Genomic DNA, 17871 nt, shown 5'->3' with positions numbered 1-17871 from the left:
AATTTTTGAGTAATTGTTTAACCAGCAATTATCCAAAGTCCACCTAACATATCAAGCATTAGGTTATTTAAGAATAATAAGATAAATACGACGACCATAGGGGAAAAATCAATCATGCCAAATGTTGGCAAGAATCGACGGATAGGTCTTAAAAGTGGTTCTGAAAGTTGATAAAATGCATAAATCACAGGGCTATTGCCACGATTAAACCAACTTAAAACAGCGCCAATAAAAAGCACATAAAAAATTGCTAAACCAATGCTTTTCAATACAGTTAACACACCCAATACTAAGAGTACATTTACTGATAAACCAAAATAAATAATACCTTTCAACATACCGATAATAAATATTAGCAGTAAAGCAGAAGTATCGATATTTTTCACAGTAGGCGCAATTTTACGCAGAGGTTTTAATACTGGATCAGTCATTTTTACTGCAAATGTTGAAACAGGGTTGTAATAATCCACTCGAGCAAACTGTAACCAAGCTCGTAAGATTAAGACAAGTGCATAAAGATTAATAATTGATCCAATAAATAATGCGGTTTGGGATAATTCCATCATAACCATCCTTTTCTTCTAAAATAAATATATGGTGTCAATGCTGCGGCGATCATTAATCCAATTGCCATTGGATAACCATATTTAAAATGTAATTCAGGCATAAAATCAAAGTTCATACCATAAGTGGATGCAACTAATGTTGCAGGAAGGAACATCACAGAAACAACTGAGAAGAATTTCATAATTTTGTTCTGTTCAATATTGATGTAACCCATTGCAGCTTGCATTAAAAAGTTTACTTTTTGGAACAATGATTCATTATGAGGCTGTAAAGATTCAATATCTCGTAATATTTCTCGTGCTTGTTCTAACTGGTTTGTTGGTAAGCGCGTTTTGCGAACCAAGAAACCTAATGCTCGTTGGGTATCCATCAAGCACAAACGAACTTTTGAGCTCGTATCTTCTTGTTCCGTGAGCGTATTTAATGCTTCATCAAAGGCTTCATCTTGTTTTCCGTTTAAAATAACGCGACTCAACTCTTCCAAATCTGCATAAACGTTTTCAATCACGTCCGCTAATTGCTCAATTTTCGTTTCAAATAAATCCAGTAAAACTTCATAGGAATTACATTCTAACAAACGCTGGCTACGTGAACGCATACGATATAAACGGAATGCTGGTAGCTCGCGATCACGCAACGTAAATAAACGACCATCACGAATAGTAAAAGCGACGCTCGCTAAATCAGCATAATTGTCTTCATCTTCGCAATAAAAAAATGAGTGAAGGTGTAAACCATCTTCGTCTTCAAAGAAACGGGCGGAAGCTTCGATATCTTCCAATTCTAGAAAAGATGCTAAGCTCTGGCCTAAGCCTTCTTGTAGCATTTCACGTTCTTCGCCTGTCGGCTCAAGTAAATCAAGCCAAATGGCAGTATTGAGATCAGTTTGGTCTTCGTCAATGCGAACCAAGCGGGAATCATTGATAGCAAACGCGTTGATCATTTCATACTCCTTATAGGATTATGAACAGCTAACAGTGAACAAATTAAAGAAGAAACGAAAGTGCGGTGAAAAATCGCAAAGTTTTCGTTAAGAGATGCCGAAACAACGGTAAATTTACCGGCGAACGCGCGCCGATAATAAAAGGCGGGCGTCTAGAGCGATATTCGGTATCGACTATGACTGTCCAAAGTGTGTGTCCTTCTCGTTAAAAAATCGGGCGAATGTTACGCTTGAAAGCGGTGTTCGTCAAGTTTTAATCTTAATAAAAAAGGGCAAAATTGCCCTTATAATTAGTTTGTATATTGATTAATCGCAGCGGATACTTCTTGATCTTGATAAATGTTATTCACAATATCGTTAAATGTTTGAGACAGAACTTTTTGAATTTCGTCATTATCCGCGTTTAATGCGCCTTCTTGTGAACGAGTAGCATTAAATGCTTTGTTATATGAGCCTTTCGCGCCTTGAACATAAACAGTTGCTTGAATTTTGGTATTAAGTTTATAACGAAGATTACCTTGTTCTACTTGCGTAGCAAATTCACGCACATCCACAGTTACCCACGCATTTGATCCATTGGATTGCCCAATTCTGAAACCTTTACTAATAAGATTTTGTTGCATCACTTGTTGGAATAATTGTGTAACACTCGGTGATGAATTTAATTTAATGAGTTCTCCACGCTTGGTATAGCTCGCGATATCTTGCGTTGTGCGGCTATCTTTCGTTGTTACATACACAATCGCATTTTGATTAATGTTCATTGTGGCATTCGGTGCTGGTGGTGTGAACGTTAATGTATTTGATTGTGCTTGGCAGCCAGCAAGGAACAGCGTGGCGGCTGCAATACTTACTGCTGATAATGTTTTGATTTTGTTTGATAATGTCATAATTTCCCCAATGAGCCAGTTAAAACTGTGTTATTCTTGCAAACTTCATTGCTAATGTATAGCGTTTCATTGTGATTTTGTGGAGATTTATGATGTCTGTTCAACAAACTATCGAACAAAAAATTCAACTAGAATTTCAACCGCACTTTTTTAGTGTAGAAAATGAAAGCCACTTACATAGTTCTGGTCGTGGCGAGGAATCTCATTTTAAATGTGTGATTGTGAGTAATGTTTTTGAAGGAATGCGTAAAGTACAGCGTCATCAACGTGTTTATCAATTGCTTGCAGATGAGCTTAATGGCGGTATTCATGCGTTAGCGTTGCACTTGTTTACTGCAGAGGAATGGGGAGAGTTAAATGAGAAAATTCCCGCTTCAACGAAATGCGCAGGCGTTGGACATTAATTTTTTATGTTATGAAGATGTAACATTTTTTTGATATATCGCAAAAGGTTTTTACAAAAAAGTAGGCGTTTAAGTAGCGAAAAAAGCAGATTTTCGCTAGAATAAGGCGTTTAATTTTATCCAAATTCAATTTCTCGATAAGCATGTTTATCGTGAAGTTAACCGATTTGAGTTTTTTATTTTTGTGGCATTGATGTCTTTCTAAAGGTGCTTTGTCACGCTCAAACACGAGATTGCATTTAACTTGCTTATTTGCAATTGTATTTTTAACCTTGAAAAGTAGTGCAAACAGTATGATTACAATTAAGAAAGGCTTGGATCTCCCAATTGCGGGAAAACCAGCACAAGTAATCCACAACGGAAATGTTGTGAATCAAGTTGCGATTCTAGGTGAGGAGTATGTGGGGATGCGTCCTTCGATGAAGGTGCGCGAAGGCGATGTTGTAAAGAAAGGCCAAGTGCTTTTTGAAGACAAGAAAAATCCTGGTGTGATTTTTACAGCCCCTGCAAGTGGTACTATCACTGTAATCAATCGTGGTGAGAAGCGTGTATTACAATCTGTCGTAATTAATGTGGAAGGAAATGAGCAAATCACTTTCGCAAAATATAGTACAGAACAATTGAATACGCTTTCTTCTGAACAAGTAAAACAAAACCTTGTTGAATCAGGTTTATGGACTGCATTACGTACTCGTCCATTTAGCAAAGTACCTGCGATTGATAGTGAACCAGCCTCAATTTTCGTGAATGCAATGGATACCAATCCATTAGCCGCAGATCCTGCAATCGTGCTAAAAGAATTTTGGCAAGATTTCACGAATGGTTTAACAGTATTAAGTCGTTTATTCCCTTCAAAACCGTTACACTTGTGTAAAGCAGGTGATACCAATATCCCAACTGTTGATCTTGAAAATTTACAGATTCATGATTTTGGTGGCGTCCACCCAGCTGGTCTTGTTGGTACTCATATTCATTTTATTGATCCTGTTGGTGTAAATAAAACTGTATGGCACATCAATTATCAAGATGTGATTGCAGTGGGTAAATTATTTACAACAGGTGAGCTTTATGTTGAACGTGTAATTTCTCTTGCTGGTCCGCAAGTGAAAGAGCCTCGTTTAATTCGCACTGTAATTGGTGCTAATCTCTCTCAATTAACCCAAAATGAATTAAGTGCGGGTGAAAATCGCGTAATTTCTGGTTCAGTGCTTTGTGGACAAACTGCAAAAGGTGCGCATGACTATTTAAGTCGCTATGCATTGCAAGTCTCGGTAATCGCTGAAGGTAATGAGAAAGAATTCCTAGGCTGGATTACACCTCAATCAAATAAATATTCAATTACTCGTACAGTGTTAGGTCACTTCGGTAAGAAATTATTCAACTTCACTACGGCTGAAAATGGTGGTGAGCGTGCAATGGTTCCAATTGGTAGCTATGAGCGTGTTATGCCGTTGGATATTTTACCGACATTATTATTACGTGATTTAATCGTGGGTGATACCGATGGTGCGCAAGCGTTAGGTTGTCTTGAATTAGATGAAGAAGACTTAGCGTTATGTTCTTTCGTTTGCCCGGGCAAATATGAATACGGTTCAATCTTGCGTCAAGTATTAGATAAGATTGAGAAGGAAGGTTAAAAATGGGTTTAAAAAATCTTTTTGAAAAAATGGAACCCGCGTTTTTACCAGGTGGTAAATACAGCAAGCTTTATCCGATCTTTGAATCGATTTATACCTTGCTTTATACACCAGGTACGGTAACGCACAAAAATACTCACGTTCGTGATGCGTTAGACTCAAAACGTATGATGATTACGGTTTTCCTTGCGTTGTTCCCTGCGATTTTCTACGGGATGTACAATGTGGGTAACCAAGCGATTCCAGCCTTAAATCAATTAGGCAATTTAGATCAACTAATTGCTAACGATTGGCACTATGCACTTGCAAGTTCATTAGGTTTAGATTTAACTGCCAATGCAACTTGGGGCTCGAAAATGGCGCTGGGAGCGATCTTCTTCTTACCAATTTACTTAGTGGTTTTTACCGTTTGTACAATTTGGGAATTGTTGTTCTCAGTGGTGCGAGGTCATGAAGTAAATGAGGGGATGTTCGTTTCAACCATTTTATTTGCGTTAATCGTTCCACCAACATTGCCATTATGGCAAGCCGCATTAGGTATTACTTTTGGTATCGTTGTTGCAAAAGAAATTTTTGGTGGCGTTGGTCGTAACTTCATGAACCCTGCACTTGCAGGCCGAGCTTTCTTGTTCTTCGCCTATCCAGCTCAAATTTCAGGTGATACTGTTTGGACTGCTGCTGATGGTTTCTCTGGTGCAACCGCACTTTCACAATGGTCACAAGGTGGTCAGGGAGCATTACAACATACAGCCACTGGCGCTCCAATCACTTGGATGGATGCTTTTGTTGGTAACTTACCTGGTTCAATGGGTGAAGTTTCTACGCTTGCAATTTTAATCGGTGGCGCAGTGATTGTGTTCACTCGTATTGCTGCATGGCGCATCATTGCTGGTGTGATGATTGGTATGATTGCAACTTCAACTCTATTCAATTTAGTGGGTTCTGATACTAACCCAATGTTCTCAATGCCTTGGCATTGGCACCTTGTTTTAGGTGGATTTGCATTAGGTATGGTATTTATGGCAACAGACCCTGTTTCAGCATCCTTTACCAATGCAGGTAAGTGGTGGTACGGTGCATTAATTGGTGTAATGGCTGTATTAATTCGTACTGTAAACCCAGCTTATCCGGAGGGAATGATGTTAGCGATTTTATTTGCAAACTTATTTGCACCGATTTTCGACTACATCGTTGTTCAAGCAAATATCAAACGTCGGAGAGCAAGAACAAATGGCTAAGTTTAATAAAGACAGCGTTGGTGGTACAGTTACCGTTGTTGTATTGCTAAGTTTAGTGTGTTCTATCATTGTTTCCGGTGCCGCGGTGGCATTGAAATCGAAACAAGATGAGCAAAAAGCACTGGACGTTCAACGTAATATTTTAACGGTTGCTGGCTTAATGAAAGAAGATAATGCTTCCGTCATTAAAGACACTTATAACAAGTTTATTGAACCACGTTTAGTGGATTTGCAAAGTGGTGATTTTGTTCAAGCATCAAAAGAGGATGTAGAAAAATTTGATCCAAAAACAGCAGTAAAATCGACCGCACTTAGTCAAGCCATTCCGGTGGAACAAGATAAAGCCGGAATTAAAGTGCGTGCCAATCAAGCGCGAGTTTATCTTGTAAAAGATGAACAAGGTCAAGTCAATCAAGTCATATTGCCGATGTACGGTCGCGGTTTATGGTCAACAATGTACGGTTTTGTTGCGGTTGCCCCAGATGCCAATACCATCAAAGGCATTACTTACTATGATCAAGGTGAAACAGCAGGTCTTGGTGGTGAAATTGCCAATCCGCGTTGGCAAGCACTTTTCGTAGATAAAAAACTGTTTGATGATGATCAACGTGTGGCTATTCGTATTGCTAAAAATGCTTCTTCTAACAAAGAATACGGTGTTGATGCTTTATCAGGTGCAACTTTAACCTCAAATGGTGTGCAAGGTTCCTTTGATTATTGGTTTAGTCAAAACGGTTTTGGTCCATTCTTAGCAAAATTTAAAGCGGGGGCAAGATAATGGCTGATGCAAAAAGCAATTTAAAAGCACTTTTGCTTGATCCGATCGTAAAAAATAACCCGATTGCGCTGCAAATTTTGGGTATTTGTTCTGCATTAGCGGTCACAACTCAATTACAAACCGCGATCGTTATGGCCATTGCGGTAAGTTTAGTAACTGGTTTTTCCAGTATGTTTATTTCAATGATTCGTCATTACATTCCAAATAGTATTCGTATCATTGTACAACTGGCAATTATCGCTTCTTTGGTAATCTTAGTTGACCAAGTATTGAAAGCTTTTGCTTATGGTTTATCTAAGCAGCTCTCGGTATTTGTAGGCTTGATTATTACTAACTGTATCGTGATGGGCCGGGCAGAAGCTTTTGCGATGAAATCTCGTCCACTTGAGAGCTTTGTTGATGGTATCGGTAACGGTTTAGGTTACGGTGCAATTTTATTAATTGTTGCAACGTTACGTGAGTTAATCGGTTCTGGTCGTTTACTTGGCTTTCCAGTATTCCAAACCATTCAAGACGGTGGTTGGTATCAACCAAACGGCTTGTTCCTTCTTGCACCAAGTGCGTTCTTTATTATCGGCTTCATCATTTGGGGTTTAAGAACGTGGAAACCTGAGCAACAGGAGAAATAATCAATGGAACATTATATTAGCCTATTTGTGAAGGCGATCTTCATTGAAAATATGGCGCTTTCTTTCTTCTTAGGGATGTGTACTTTCCTTGCTGTATCAAAAAAAGTGTCAACCGCATTCGGCTTAGGGGTTGCAGTAACAGTTGTGCTTGGCATTTCTGTGCCAGCGAACCAATTTGTATTTGAACATGTGTTAAAAGATGGCGCCTTAGTTGAAGGGGTAGATTTATCCTTCTTAAGCTTTATTACGTTTATCGGTATTATCGCGGGTATCGTTCAAATTCTTGAAATGACGCTCGATAAATTCTTCCCAGCACTGTATAACGCATTGGGGATTTTCCTTCCGCTTATTGCCGTAAACTGTGCGATCTTTGGTGGCGTATCCTTTGCGATTCAACGTGAATATACCTTCGCAGAATCTGCCGTGTACGGTATTGGTGCAGGCTTGGGGTGGATGTTAGCAATTGTTGCGCTTGCAGGTTTAACTGAAAAAATGAAATATGCTGATGTACCAGCAGGCTTGAAAGGATTAGGAATAACCTTTATTTCTGCTGGATTGATGGCGCTTGGCTTTATGTCATTCTCTGGTATTCAATTATAAGGAGGCATAAATGAGCGAATCTTCAATTTTATTATTAGGTGTTGCAGCATTTACCGCTATTATTTTAGTACTCGTTGCGATTATCTTGTTTGCCAAGTCAAAACTAGTCGATTCTGGTGATATTACTATTGGTATCAATAACGATCCAGAGAAAGCGATTACATTACCTGCAGGTGGCAAATTATTAGGTGCTCTAGCGAGTAAAGGTATTTTCGTGTCTTCTGCTTGTGGTGGCGGCGGCTCTTGTGGTCAATGTGTGGTAAAAGTGAAAAATGGTGGCGGAGAAATTCTTCCAACCGAACTTTCTCACATTAACAAACGTGAAGCAAAAGAAGGTTATCGTCTAGCTTGTCAAGTTAACGTGAAAGGTAATATGGAAGTTGAACTTCCAGAAGAAATCTTCGGCGTGAAAAAATGGGAATGTACTGTTATTTCTAACGATAACAAAGCAACCTTTATCAAGGAGCTTAAATTGGCTATTCCTGAAGGCGAGGAAGTGCCATTCCGCGCGGGTGGATATATCCAAATCGAAGCTGATCCACACGTGGTGAACTATAAAGATTTCGATATTCCTGAAGAATACCACGAAGACTGGGATAAATATGATTTATGGCGTTATGTCTCTAAAGTTGACGAGCATATTATCCGTGCTTACTCAATGGCTTCATACCCAGAAGAGAAAGGCATTATTATGCTTAACGTTCGTATTGCAACGCCTCCTCCGCGTCAACCTGATGCACCTCCAGGTCAAATGTCTTCATACATTTGGTCATTAAAAGCGGGTGATAAAGTCACTATTTCTGGTCCATTTGGTGAATTCTTTGCGAAAGAAACTGATGCTGAAATGGTATTTATCGGTGGTGGTGCGGGTATGGCTCCAATGCGTTCTCATATTTTTGACCAGTTAAAACGTCTTCATTCTAAACGTAAAATGTCGTTCTGGTATGGTGCACGTTCTAAACGTGAAATCTTCTATCAAGAAGACTTTGACCAATTACAAGCTGAAAATCCAAACTTTGTATGGCATGTTGCATTATCGGACGCATTGCCTGAAGATAATTGGACCGGCTATACAGGCTTTATTCACAATGTGCTTTATGAAAACTACTTGAAAAATCATGAAGCACCAGAAGATTGTGAATACTATATGTGTGGACCTCCGGTGATGAATGCAGCTGTAATTAAAATGTTGAAAGATCTTGGTGTTGAAGATGAAAACATTTTATTAGATGACTTTGGTGGCTGATTTTAGTTAATCAATTCATCATAAAAACTGACCGCACTTTGTGATGAAGTGCGGTCAAAATTTAAGGTATTTTTAGAAAATTTTCTATGATTACAGGTAAGTTTTGTTGAGTTTGCCAGTAATTCACAGATGTAGGAAATCCAGATGAAAAAATTAATAAGCGGTATCATGGCGGTAGCAATGGCATTAAGTCTTGCAGCCTGTCAAAAAGAAACAAAAGTTATCTCATTAAGTGGTAAAACAATGGGAACAACTTATCATGTTAAATACCTTGATGAAGGCTCAATGAAAGCAACATCTGAAAAGACGCATGAAGAAATTGAAGCAATCTTAAAAGATGTAAACGCGAAAATGTCCACTTACAAAAAAGATTCGGAACTGAGCCGTTTCAATCAAAATACCCAAGTGAATACACCGATTGAAATTTCAGCAGATTTTGCCAAAGTATTAGCTGAAGCGATTCGTTTAAACAAAGTGACTGAAGGTGCATTGGATGTAACTGTTGGTCCTGTTGTGAATTTATGGGGATTTGGTCCTGAAAAACGCCCAGAAAAACAACCTACGCCAGAACAATTAGCTGAACGCCAAGCTTGGGTTGGTATTGATAAAATTGCCCTCGATATGAGTGGTGCAAAACCGACATTAAGCAAAGCACTTCCTCAAGTTTATGTCGATTTGTCCTCGATTGCTAAAGGCTTTGGCGTTGATCAGGTGGCTGAAAAGTTAGAACAACTAAATACTCAGAATTATATGGTTGAAATCGGTGGTGAAATTCGTGCGAAAGGAAAAAATATTGAAGGCAAACCTTGGCAGATCGCAATCGAAAAACCAACTACAACAGGTGAAAGAGCGGTTGAAGCTGTAATTGGATTAGACAACATGGGAATGGCAAGTTCTGGCGATTATCGTATTTACTTTGAAGAAAATGGTAAACGCTTTGCTCATGAAATTGATCCGAAAACAGGTTACCCAATTCAGCATCATTTAGCCTCAATTACGGTCCTTGCGCCAACCTCAATGACTGCAGATGGCTTATCAACAGGTTTATTTGTGCTGGGTGAAGACAAGGCGTTAGAAGTGGCAGAGAAAAATAATATTGCCGTTTACTTAATCATTAAAACAGATAATGGTTTTATCACAAAATCATCCTCTGCTTTCAAAAAATTAACAGAAACAAAAGAATAGTTATGCAAACTTTATTTTTTACTTTAATCGCTTTTGTCGCAATTATATTGTTGATGTCTATCGGATTTATTATCAAAAAACAAAGTTTAAAAGGCAGCTGCGGTGGTTTATCTGCCCTTGGTATTGCCAAAGCTTGCGATTGTGATAAACCGTGTGACACGCTTCAATCAAAATTAGATGCGGGCGATGAACAAGCGAAAGCTGAATATGAGCAAAAATTTGCGGAAAAAGATGATGATTCGCAATTTTATGAAGTGAAATAACTTGCTCAAAAATGACCGCACTTTATGTGCAAAATAAAATTAACGGCAAAATTATTTTGCCGTTTTCTCATTCAATGACCAATGTGCTTCGCCTTAACCGAAGTTACGGGAGAACTATGTTAATTTCAAATACTTATAATCAACACTTTCCTCAACTGACGCAAGAGCAGCTTGCGAGAAATGCGACAAAAAAAGTGATTTGTGGTATGTCTGGCGGAGTGGATTCTTCTGTGTCAGCTTTTATTCTTCAACAGCAAGGCTATCAGGTGGAAGGCCTGTTTATGAAAAACTGGGAAGAAGATGATGATACGGATTACTGCACTGCAGCAGCTGATCTTGCAGATGCTCAGGCTGTATGTGATAAGTTGGGTATTAAACTACATAAAATTAATTTTGCGGCAGAATATTGGGATAATGTCTTTGAGCATTTTCTGACTGAATATAAAGCAGGGCGCACGCCGAACCCAGATATTTTGTGTAATAAAGAAATTAAATTTAAAGCATTTTTAGAATATGCAGCTGAAGATCTTGGTGCCCATTACATTGCAACAGGACATTATGTACGTAGAGCTGGTGATGATGAAAATGTAAAATTATTACGTGGTCTAGACGCCAATAAAGATCAAAGTTATTTTCTTTATACCTTAAGCCATAAACAAGTAGGGCAAAGTTTATTCCCCGTTGGTGAAATCGAGAAGCCCATTGTTCGCGCTATTGCTGAAGATCTTGGTTTAATTACAGCGAAGAAAAAAGACTCTACAGGTATTTGTTTTATTGGTGAGCGTAAATTTAAGGATTTCTTAGCTCGTTACTTACCTGCTCAACCTGGCGATATTCGTACTGTTGATGGTGAAATTATTGGTCGCCATGATGGTTTGATGTATCACACGTTGGGACAGCGCAAAGGATTAGGCATTGGTGGTTTGAAAAATGCGGGTGATGAGGCTTGGTATGTGGTAGATAAGGATGTGGAAAATAATGAACTTATTGTCGCTCAGGGGCATGACCATCCTCGTTTATTTTCAAAAGGTTTGATTGCTAGCCAATTACATTGGGTTGATCGTGAACCAATTCGAGAGTTATTACGTTGCACGGTGAAAACACGTTATCGCCAACAAGATATTTCTTGTGTGATTGAACCGATTGATGATGAAACTATTCGAGTGATTTTCGATGAACCTCAATCAGCCGTCACACCAGGGCAATCTGCCGTATTTTACCTTGGTGAGGTTTGTTTGGGCGGCGGGATTATCGAAGAACGGATTAAATAACCTAACAAAAAAGGCTTGGAATTCCAAGCCTTTTTCTTTGCGAAATTATTCGCCCAAACGCTCTTTAATACGAGCAGATTTACCTGAACGTTCACGTAAGTAGTAAAGTTTAGCTTTACGTACTGCACCTTTACGTTTAACAGCGATAGAATCTACAGCTGGAGAGTGAGTTTGGAATACACGCTCAACGCCTACGCCGTTAGATACTTTACGTAAAGTAAATGCTGAGTGCAAGCCACGGTTACGAATTGCAATAACCACGCCTTCGAATGCTTGCAAACGACGTTTGCTACCTTCAACTACCCATACTTTAACTTCTAAAGTATCACCAGGGCGGAAGCTAGGTACGTTTTGTTTTAATTGTTCTTGTTCAAGTTGTTTGATAATGTTAGACATTGTTTGATCCTTTATTGATCCTAGATGTAACTGAAACTAACTGCTATGCTCGGCTTGCGCCTCTTTTAACAGTTTACGTTGTTCGTCAGTCAGAGCTAGGCCCTCTAAGAGCTCAGGGCGTCGGAGCCACGTTCTTTTTAGCGATTGTTTTAATCGCCATTTCCGAATTTCTTCGTGGTGTCCCGACATCAGCACGGGTGGTACAGTTAATCCTTCTAACACTTCCGGTCTGGTGTAATGCGGGCAATCTAATAAACCATCTGCAAAAGAATCTTCTTCTGCGGAGGCTTGCTTGCCTAGTACACCGGGAATAAAACGCGCAACAGCATCAATTAATGTCATTGCCGGCAACTCCCCACCGGTCAGAACGTAATCGCCGATTGACCATTCTTCATCGATTTCAGTTTGAATCAATCGCTCATCAATACCTTCGTAACGTCCACATAACAAAATCAATTTCTGATTTTGAGCAAGCTCGGTTACGCCGCCTTGATCGAGTTTACGTCCTTGTGGCGAAAGGTAAATCACCTTTGCGCCTTCTCCTGCAGCTGCTTTCGCAGCATGAATCGCATCCCGTAAAGGTTGCACCATCATCAGCATTCCCGGGCCACCACCATAAGGGCGATCATCCACGGTTTTATGCTTGTCGAATGTAAAATCTCTTGGATTCCAACATTCCACTTGCAGAAGATTATGTTTTACAGCTCTAGCTGTAACCCCAAATTCCGTAATCGCTTTAAACATTTCGGGGAATAATGAAATCACCCCTATCCACATAAAAAGCCTACTACATTACGTTTGTGCATACTTGAGATTAGAAACCAGCGTCCCAATCCACTTCAATTGTTTTCGTGGTGAGATCGACTCTTTTAACTACTTGTTCATACAAAAACGGAATTAACCGCTCTTGTTTTCCAAAAGCATCTTTCGTATTGGCTTTAACTACTAACACGTCATTAGAACCGGTTTCCATCATTTCTGTTACCGTTCCCATTGTATAACCTTCTAGGTTTACGACTGAGCAACCAATTAAATCGTGCCAGTAATAATCACCCTCTTCTAGTTCTGGGAAAACAGATAAATCCACACCAATTTCAACATTTGCTAAAATTTGTGCGACTTCACGATCATCAACGCCTTTTAATTTCACGATGATTTCGTGGTTATGATGACGCCAGTTTTCTAATTCTGTTGGCTGCCACTCACCTTTGATTTTTAAAAACCAAGGCTGATACTCAAAAATGCTTTCAGCTTGTTCTGTTGATGAATAAATACGTAACCACCCACGGATACCGTAGGTTGAGCCTAATTTGCCCACAACTTCAATACGTTGTTGTTCCATATTTCTCACCTATCTTAGTTTAAGAACTAAATCAAAAAGCAAAATTATGCTGCTTTTTGAGCTTCTTTTACCAAGCTCGCAACACGATCAGAAAGTGATGCACCTTGACCAACCCAGTGGTTAACACGGTCTAGGTCGATACGAACACGTTCTGCGTTACCTTGTGCGATTGGGTTGAAGAAACCTACACGCTCAATGAAACGACCGTCACGTGGTGAACGGCTGTCAGCTACTACGATTTGATAAAATGGGCGTTTTTTAGCTCCGCCACGAGATAAACGAATGGTTACCATAACCTTCCTCTAAATGTTTAATTACTAAAAGAATATTCCCAAACTCGAAAGCGATTTAAGAATATAGCTTACTTTTTTCTCTGTATATATAGACAAAAAGCTTAAAGATTTTATACTTTTTGAACAAAATTGCAAGTTTTGGATGACCATTATAATAGGTACGTTATTTTCTCTTGAAAAGGTAAATATTATCATTCACATACAATTTTGTTTTACGTATAATCTAAGAAACTCTCAAGCAGTTTTAGGTCAAGTTTACGCGTTAAGCGGTATTTCACATTGATAAAATATCAGTTAAATGAGGTTTATTATGAAAATCGGTTTTCATTCAGTGTTACTTGGATTAGCGTCATGTATTGGCATTCAACAATCTGTGGTAGCGAGTCCTCCTTCGTCTTCTCAACAATCAGTATCTGCTGAGTCACCTGAAGCTTTAAAGCAACAATTTTCAATCGCTTTAGCCAAACAAGAAAAGCAACAAGTTTCGATTTTACAGAAAAAACTCACCGCGCTTTTTTCTTTACCTCCTCAATTCCTAGATAATCAGATCCAAATAAGCGAAAAAATCCTCACTCGCATTTTTAAAACAGATAAAAATCTCACCCCTAAATTTCTTGATTATTTATACTTTGAACCGATAAATACTGGCGATGCTAATTTAATTCAGGAAATGAAGAAAAACTTGCTAGTGTCTTTTTTGGCGAATGAGCAGGCAAAAATTTATATTCGTCAAACAGATAATTCGGAGCAATTTGTTCAGGCTTTGCTAGAACGGGGAGCCAAACCAGATCAAATCATATTATTGTCTTTGGATGCTAAAGGCATATTTCAAAAAATTATTGAACAGATACATCAAGATTTTCCTAATCAAACAACTTTTTCTATTACTGAGAATCGAGTGAGTTTGATAACCCCATCTTCTGAAATTAAGCCCCGCCTCGCTCTAGCTAATATGATGTTTGCTCGCCAATTTAAAGGGGTGGAGGTTGATGATTTTTCGTATTTAGATCAAGCGCGTGAAAATCTTCAACACAATAACTATACTATTCGTTATAAGACTTTCCAAGCAATGCTTGAAGGCTTAAATTAATCCGTTTACTCATAAGGAGCCATTATGTTTTTATCTAAAAAATCAGTTACCTTTGCAGTTAGTGCATTAGCAATGCTTTGCTCAGGCACAACCTTTGCTAAAGAAGTGCCGCAAGCACATAAAGCTGTGGAGTTAAGTATCTTGCATATTAATGACCATCATTCTTACTTGGAACCGCACGAAGCGAGAATTAATTTAAATGGTCAACAAACAAAAGTGGATATTGGTGGTTTTTCTGCTGTGAATGGAAAACTTTATGAGTTACGCAAAAAGTATAAAAATCCATTGGTGCTACATGCTGGTGATGCGATTACTGGTACGCTGTATTTCACCCTTTTTGGTGGTTCCGCTGATGCGGCTGTCATGAATGCAGGTAATTTTGATTATTTTACTTTGGGTAATCATGAATTTGATGCGGGTAATGAAGGTTTATTAAAACTACTCGAGCCATTAAAAATCCCAGTACTTTCAGCTAATGTTATTCCTGATAAAAATTCAATTTTATATAACAAATGGAAACCTTACGATATTTTCACTGTGGATGGAGAAAAAATTGCTATTATCGGTTTAGACACCGTGAATAAAACGGTTAATTCCTCTTCACCAGGTAAAGATGTGAAGTTCTATGATGAAATTGCTACCGCACAAATTATGGCAAATGCGCTAAAACAACAAGGTATTAATAAAATCATCCTACTTTCACACGCAGGTAGTGAAAAAAATATCGAAATCGCGCAAAAAGTTAATGATATTGATGTGATCGTTACTGGCGATTCGCATTATTTATACGGAAATGATGAATTACGTGGTTTAAAATTACCAGTAATCTATGAATATCCGCTTGAATTTAAAAATCCGAATGGCGAACCGGTGTTTGTAATGGAGGGTTGGGCTTATTCTGCTGTTGTGGGGGATTTAGGTGTTAAATTCAGTCCTGAAGGTATTGCGTCTATTACTCGTAAAATTCCTCACGTGTTAATGAGTTCTCATAAACTTCAAGTGAAAAATGCGGAGGGTAAATGGACTGAATTAACTGGCGATGAACGTAAAAAAGCACTTGATACTTTAAAATCAATGAAGAGTATTTCACTTGATGATCATGATGCAAAAACAGACATGCTTATTTCAAAATATAAAAGTGAAAAAGATCGTTTAGCACAAGAAATTGTTGGTGTTATCACTGGTTCTGCAATGCCGGGTGGTTCAGCAAACCGTATCCCAAATAAAGCAGGCTCAAATCCAGAAGGTTCTATCGCAACGCGTTTTATTGCAGAAACAATGTATAACGAACTCAAAACAGTGGATTTAACCATTCAAAATGCAGGTGGTGTGCGTGCGGATATTTTACCGGGCAATGTGACTTTTAATGATGCTTATACTTTCTTGCCTTTCGGTAATACGTTATATACCTATAAAATGGAAGGTTCGTTAGTGAAACAAGTGCTTGAAGATGCGATGCAATTTGCTTTAGTTGATGGTTCTACAGGGGCATTCCCTTATGGAGCAGGTATTCGTTACGAAGCGAATGAAACACCAAATGCGGAAGGTAAACGCTTAGTGAGTGTGGAAGTCTTGAATAAACAAACCCAACAATGGGAACCAATTGATGATAATAAACGTTATCTTGTTGGTACCAATGCTTATGTAGCTAGCGGTAAAGATGGTTACAAAACTTTTGGTAAATTATTTAATGATCCAAAATATGAAGGCGTTGATACATACTTGCCTGATGCGGAAAGTTTCATTAAATTTATGAAAAAACATCCGCACTTTGAGGCTTACACTTCATCAAATGTAAAATTTAATGCTTCGACTGATGCGTTACCTAAAAAATAAAATTTAAAAATAGCGTGTATTTAACACTCGATTTTATACCTCAGGCAAACCCACTTTATAGACCATCTGGTATAAAGGTGGGTTTTGTCTCTTTCTATTACATTTCACTTTAGATTGCCATTCAAGCAGTCAGTTTCGTAGAGTTTTTCCCTTGCTCCGATGACTTAACTGTATCGACGTTTTCTATCGTAGCTTGATAAGTGTGTCAGGTAATCAGCCTTTCGGTTTTTTGATTTTGCTCGGGCGATGATAATCAAATACACTAATAACCTCTCGGCGAGCCAAGCTTTCTGTGATAGGGGCGGTAAAATAGTCAGCATCAAGCCTGACGGCTTTTTTGGGAGGAGCTGAAAGCGTTATGTCGAGGAATTAAGGTGAGCAATATAGGGTTAGTTGTCATTGATATTACCTGCCCGAGGCAAAGGTATTTAAAATAATCCTATGCTTGCCTTGATGTCTTTGATTTCTGCCACTTTTTCACTCGCTTTTAACGGCTTCTTTCCTTTTTTCGTATTTTCACCACATCTTGGGTGAGCATATCAATATACTGACTGACTTGTACCTTATACTTTTTATTATGTTTTTCGTTCTTATTAGCGCTAGCTTTAAATGGGTACTGTCTGTAAACGGATACTTGCCCCCATCAAGCCTTTTTCAATTGCTTTCCATACGATACAAGTAAAAAATATGCTCAAATACATCCGCACCATTAAAACGACGAAGATTATTTTGGCTAAGTGTGCTGGTGTCAATCACTTTTTTGTTAAGGACATCCCTAAAACCAGTGGTAAACCACATTGGCTTATCCATTGCCGTTCACTTTTAATACCAAAGAGATAGCCCAACAGTATTATTTTAAACTATCAAATAGGGTCAACAGCTGGATGACCGTTATCCTGACAATAAAGATGAGCGCCCTCATCATGGATAAATTCAAAATCAATGGATCTCGCTACTTTGTGAACAAGATGGTCTTGTTGAACCAATTGCTAAAGACTTATCATCTTGAGTTCATATAGAGGAGGGGCAGTATTTTTAAGCATAGGCATTTTCTTGTTTGATATGTCTATTAGATCAAACTTCTAGAGCTATGTTAGCGGTCTAAAATAACACGTATTTAACGCGCTATTTCTGTTTTAAAGTAGCCTCTTAGTAATTAATATTTAGATGTTATTAGAAATAACAAAATGCTATATAGCAAGAATTCAGTAATTTTAGGATTCAATCAAAAGAAAATCATTATCAATTCATTTTTTTTGTGTA

The 17871-nt window shown here is 38.4% G+C and carries 19 protein-coding genes and 1 pseudogene; 12 read left to right on the top strand and 8 right to left on the bottom strand.

The genetic code is table 11. From position 1 onward, the window contains the following. Nucleotides 1-17: 17 nt before the first annotated feature. From A9501_RS06605 to A9501_RS06595, 3 genes are all read right to left on the bottom strand, one after another. Entirely contained in the window at nucleotides 18-563 is a 546-nt protein-coding gene (locus tag A9501_RS06605; RefSeq protein WP_048953935.1) for a YggT family protein, read from the bottom strand. Continuing rightward, on the bottom strand, nucleotides 563-1510 hold the full coding sequence (gene corA / locus A9501_RS06600) for a magnesium/cobalt transporter CorA (RefSeq protein WP_005629627.1): 948 nt from the start codon (nucleotides 1508-1510) through the stop codon (nucleotides 563-565). Before corA ends, A9501_RS06605 begins: the two co-directional genes overlap by 1 nt. A 290-nt stretch (nucleotides 1511-1800) precedes the next feature. Then, a complete protein-coding gene (locus A9501_RS06595) occupies nucleotides 1801-2400 on the bottom strand; it encodes a YajG family lipoprotein (RefSeq protein ID WP_048953934.1) in 600 nt (199 codons plus the stop codon). A 92-nt stretch (nucleotides 2401-2492) separates the two neighbouring features. On the opposite strand from A9501_RS06595, the gene A9501_RS06590 reads away from it, so the two are divergent. The 10 genes from A9501_RS06590 to mnmA all read left to right on the top strand — a co-directional run bounded on the left by A9501_RS06590 (nucleotide 2493) and on the right by mnmA (nucleotide 11651). After that, on the top strand, nucleotides 2493-2804 hold the full coding sequence (locus tag A9501_RS06590; RefSeq protein WP_048953933.1) for a BolA family protein: 312 nt from the start codon (nucleotides 2493-2495) through the stop codon (nucleotides 2802-2804). 293 nt (nucleotides 2805-3097) lie between these two features. Continuing rightward, nucleotides 3098-4441 (top strand): Na(+)-translocating NADH-quinone reductase subunit A, encoded by a 1344-nt coding sequence (locus tag A9501_RS06585; RefSeq protein WP_005636870.1) that lies wholly within the window; start codon nucleotides 3098-3100, stop codon nucleotides 4439-4441. A 2-nt stretch (nucleotides 4442-4443) separates the two neighbouring features. Continuing rightward, nucleotides 4444-5679, top strand: a complete 1236-nt coding sequence (locus tag A9501_RS06580; protein ID WP_005636872.1) for an NADH:ubiquinone reductase (Na(+)-transporting) subunit B — start codon at nucleotides 4444-4446, stop codon at nucleotides 5677-5679. Beyond that, nucleotides 5672-6457: a Na(+)-translocating NADH-quinone reductase subunit C gene (locus A9501_RS06575; RefSeq protein ID WP_005633382.1), complete on the top strand. Its 786-nt coding sequence runs from the start codon at nucleotides 5672-5674 to the stop codon at nucleotides 6455-6457. The genes A9501_RS06580 and A9501_RS06575 overlap by 8 nt, the downstream gene beginning before the upstream one ends. After that, nucleotides 6457-7086: an NADH:ubiquinone reductase (Na(+)-transporting) subunit D gene (locus A9501_RS06570; RefSeq protein WP_005633380.1), complete on the top strand. Its 630-nt coding sequence runs from the start codon at nucleotides 6457-6459 to the stop codon at nucleotides 7084-7086. Before A9501_RS06575 ends, A9501_RS06570 begins: the two co-directional genes overlap by 1 nt. A 3-nt stretch (nucleotides 7087-7089) precedes the next feature. Next, the gene (nqrE, locus tag A9501_RS06565) at nucleotides 7090-7686 is read left to right on the top strand and encodes an NADH:ubiquinone reductase (Na(+)-transporting) subunit E (RefSeq protein ID WP_005633378.1); all 597 of its coding nucleotides are present in this window, start codon (nucleotides 7090-7092) and stop codon (nucleotides 7684-7686) included. 10 nt (nucleotides 7687-7696) lie between these two features. Then, entirely contained in the window at nucleotides 7697-8932 is a 1236-nt protein-coding gene (gene nqrF / locus A9501_RS06560) for an NADH:ubiquinone reductase (Na(+)-transporting) subunit F (RefSeq protein WP_005636875.1), read from the top strand. Nucleotides 8933-9076: 144 nt separating this feature from the next. Next, the gene (locus tag A9501_RS06555; RefSeq protein ID WP_048953932.1) at nucleotides 9077-10117 is read left to right on the top strand and encodes an FAD:protein FMN transferase; all 1041 of its coding nucleotides are present in this window, start codon (nucleotides 9077-9079) and stop codon (nucleotides 10115-10117) included. 2 nt (nucleotides 10118-10119) lie between these two features. Further along, the gene (nqrM, locus tag A9501_RS06550) at nucleotides 10120-10380 is read left to right on the top strand and encodes a (Na+)-NQR maturation NqrM (RefSeq protein ID WP_065265331.1); all 261 of its coding nucleotides are present in this window, start codon (nucleotides 10120-10122) and stop codon (nucleotides 10378-10380) included. 116 nt (nucleotides 10381-10496) lie between these two features. Next, nucleotides 10497-11651 (top strand): tRNA 2-thiouridine(34) synthase MnmA, encoded by a 1155-nt coding sequence (gene mnmA, locus A9501_RS06545; RefSeq protein ID WP_106014025.1) that lies wholly within the window; start codon nucleotides 10497-10499, stop codon nucleotides 11649-11651. Nucleotides 11652-11696: 45 nt separating this feature from the next. Here the strand turns inward: mnmA and rplS are convergent, their stop codons facing one another. From rplS to rpsP, 4 genes are read right to left on the bottom strand one after another with little or no spacing between them, the layout of a single operon-like run. After that, nucleotides 11697-12047, bottom strand: coding sequence for a 50S ribosomal protein L19 (rplS, locus tag A9501_RS06540; protein ID WP_005626422.1), 351 nt, complete (start codon nucleotides 12045-12047; stop codon nucleotides 11697-11699). Nucleotides 12048-12083: 36 nt separating this feature from the next. Beyond that, entirely contained in the window at nucleotides 12084-12824 is a 741-nt protein-coding gene (gene trmD, locus A9501_RS06535; protein WP_048953930.1) for a tRNA (guanosine(37)-N1)-methyltransferase TrmD, read from the bottom strand. Between the two features lie 37 nt (nucleotides 12825-12861). Continuing rightward, entirely contained in the window at nucleotides 12862-13389 is a 528-nt protein-coding gene (rimM, locus tag A9501_RS06530; RefSeq protein WP_065265330.1) for a ribosome maturation factor RimM, read from the bottom strand. Between the two features lie 44 nt (nucleotides 13390-13433). Next, nucleotides 13434-13682 (bottom strand): 30S ribosomal protein S16, encoded by a 249-nt coding sequence (gene rpsP, locus A9501_RS06525; protein ID WP_005626429.1) that lies wholly within the window; start codon nucleotides 13680-13682, stop codon nucleotides 13434-13436. A 310-nt stretch (nucleotides 13683-13992) separates the two neighbouring features. Here rpsP and A9501_RS06520 point away from each other — a divergent pair, with 310 nt between their 5' ends. After that, a complete protein-coding gene (locus A9501_RS06520) occupies nucleotides 13993-14772 on the top strand; it encodes a hypothetical protein (RefSeq protein ID WP_048953928.1) in 780 nt (259 codons plus the stop codon). A 24-nt stretch (nucleotides 14773-14796) separates the two neighbouring features. Then, on the top strand, nucleotides 14797-16608 hold the full coding sequence (nadN, locus tag A9501_RS06515; RefSeq protein ID WP_048953927.1) for an NAD nucleotidase: 1812 nt from the start codon (nucleotides 14797-14799) through the stop codon (nucleotides 16606-16608). A gap of 228 nt (nucleotides 16609-16836) precedes the next feature. Here nadN and A9501_RS09835 read toward each other — a convergent pair. After that, nucleotides 16837-17594: pseudogene (locus A9501_RS09835) on the bottom strand (transposase); the annotation flags it as partial. Nucleotides 17595-17871: the final 277 nt, after the last annotated feature.

Source organism: Haemophilus sp. CCUG 66565 (genome assembly GCF_001679495.1).
Taxonomy (GTDB): Bacteria; Pseudomonadota; Gammaproteobacteria; order Enterobacterales; family Pasteurellaceae; genus Haemophilus; species Haemophilus haemolyticus_K.
This window is presented reverse-complemented; position numbering and strand designations above follow the sequence as displayed.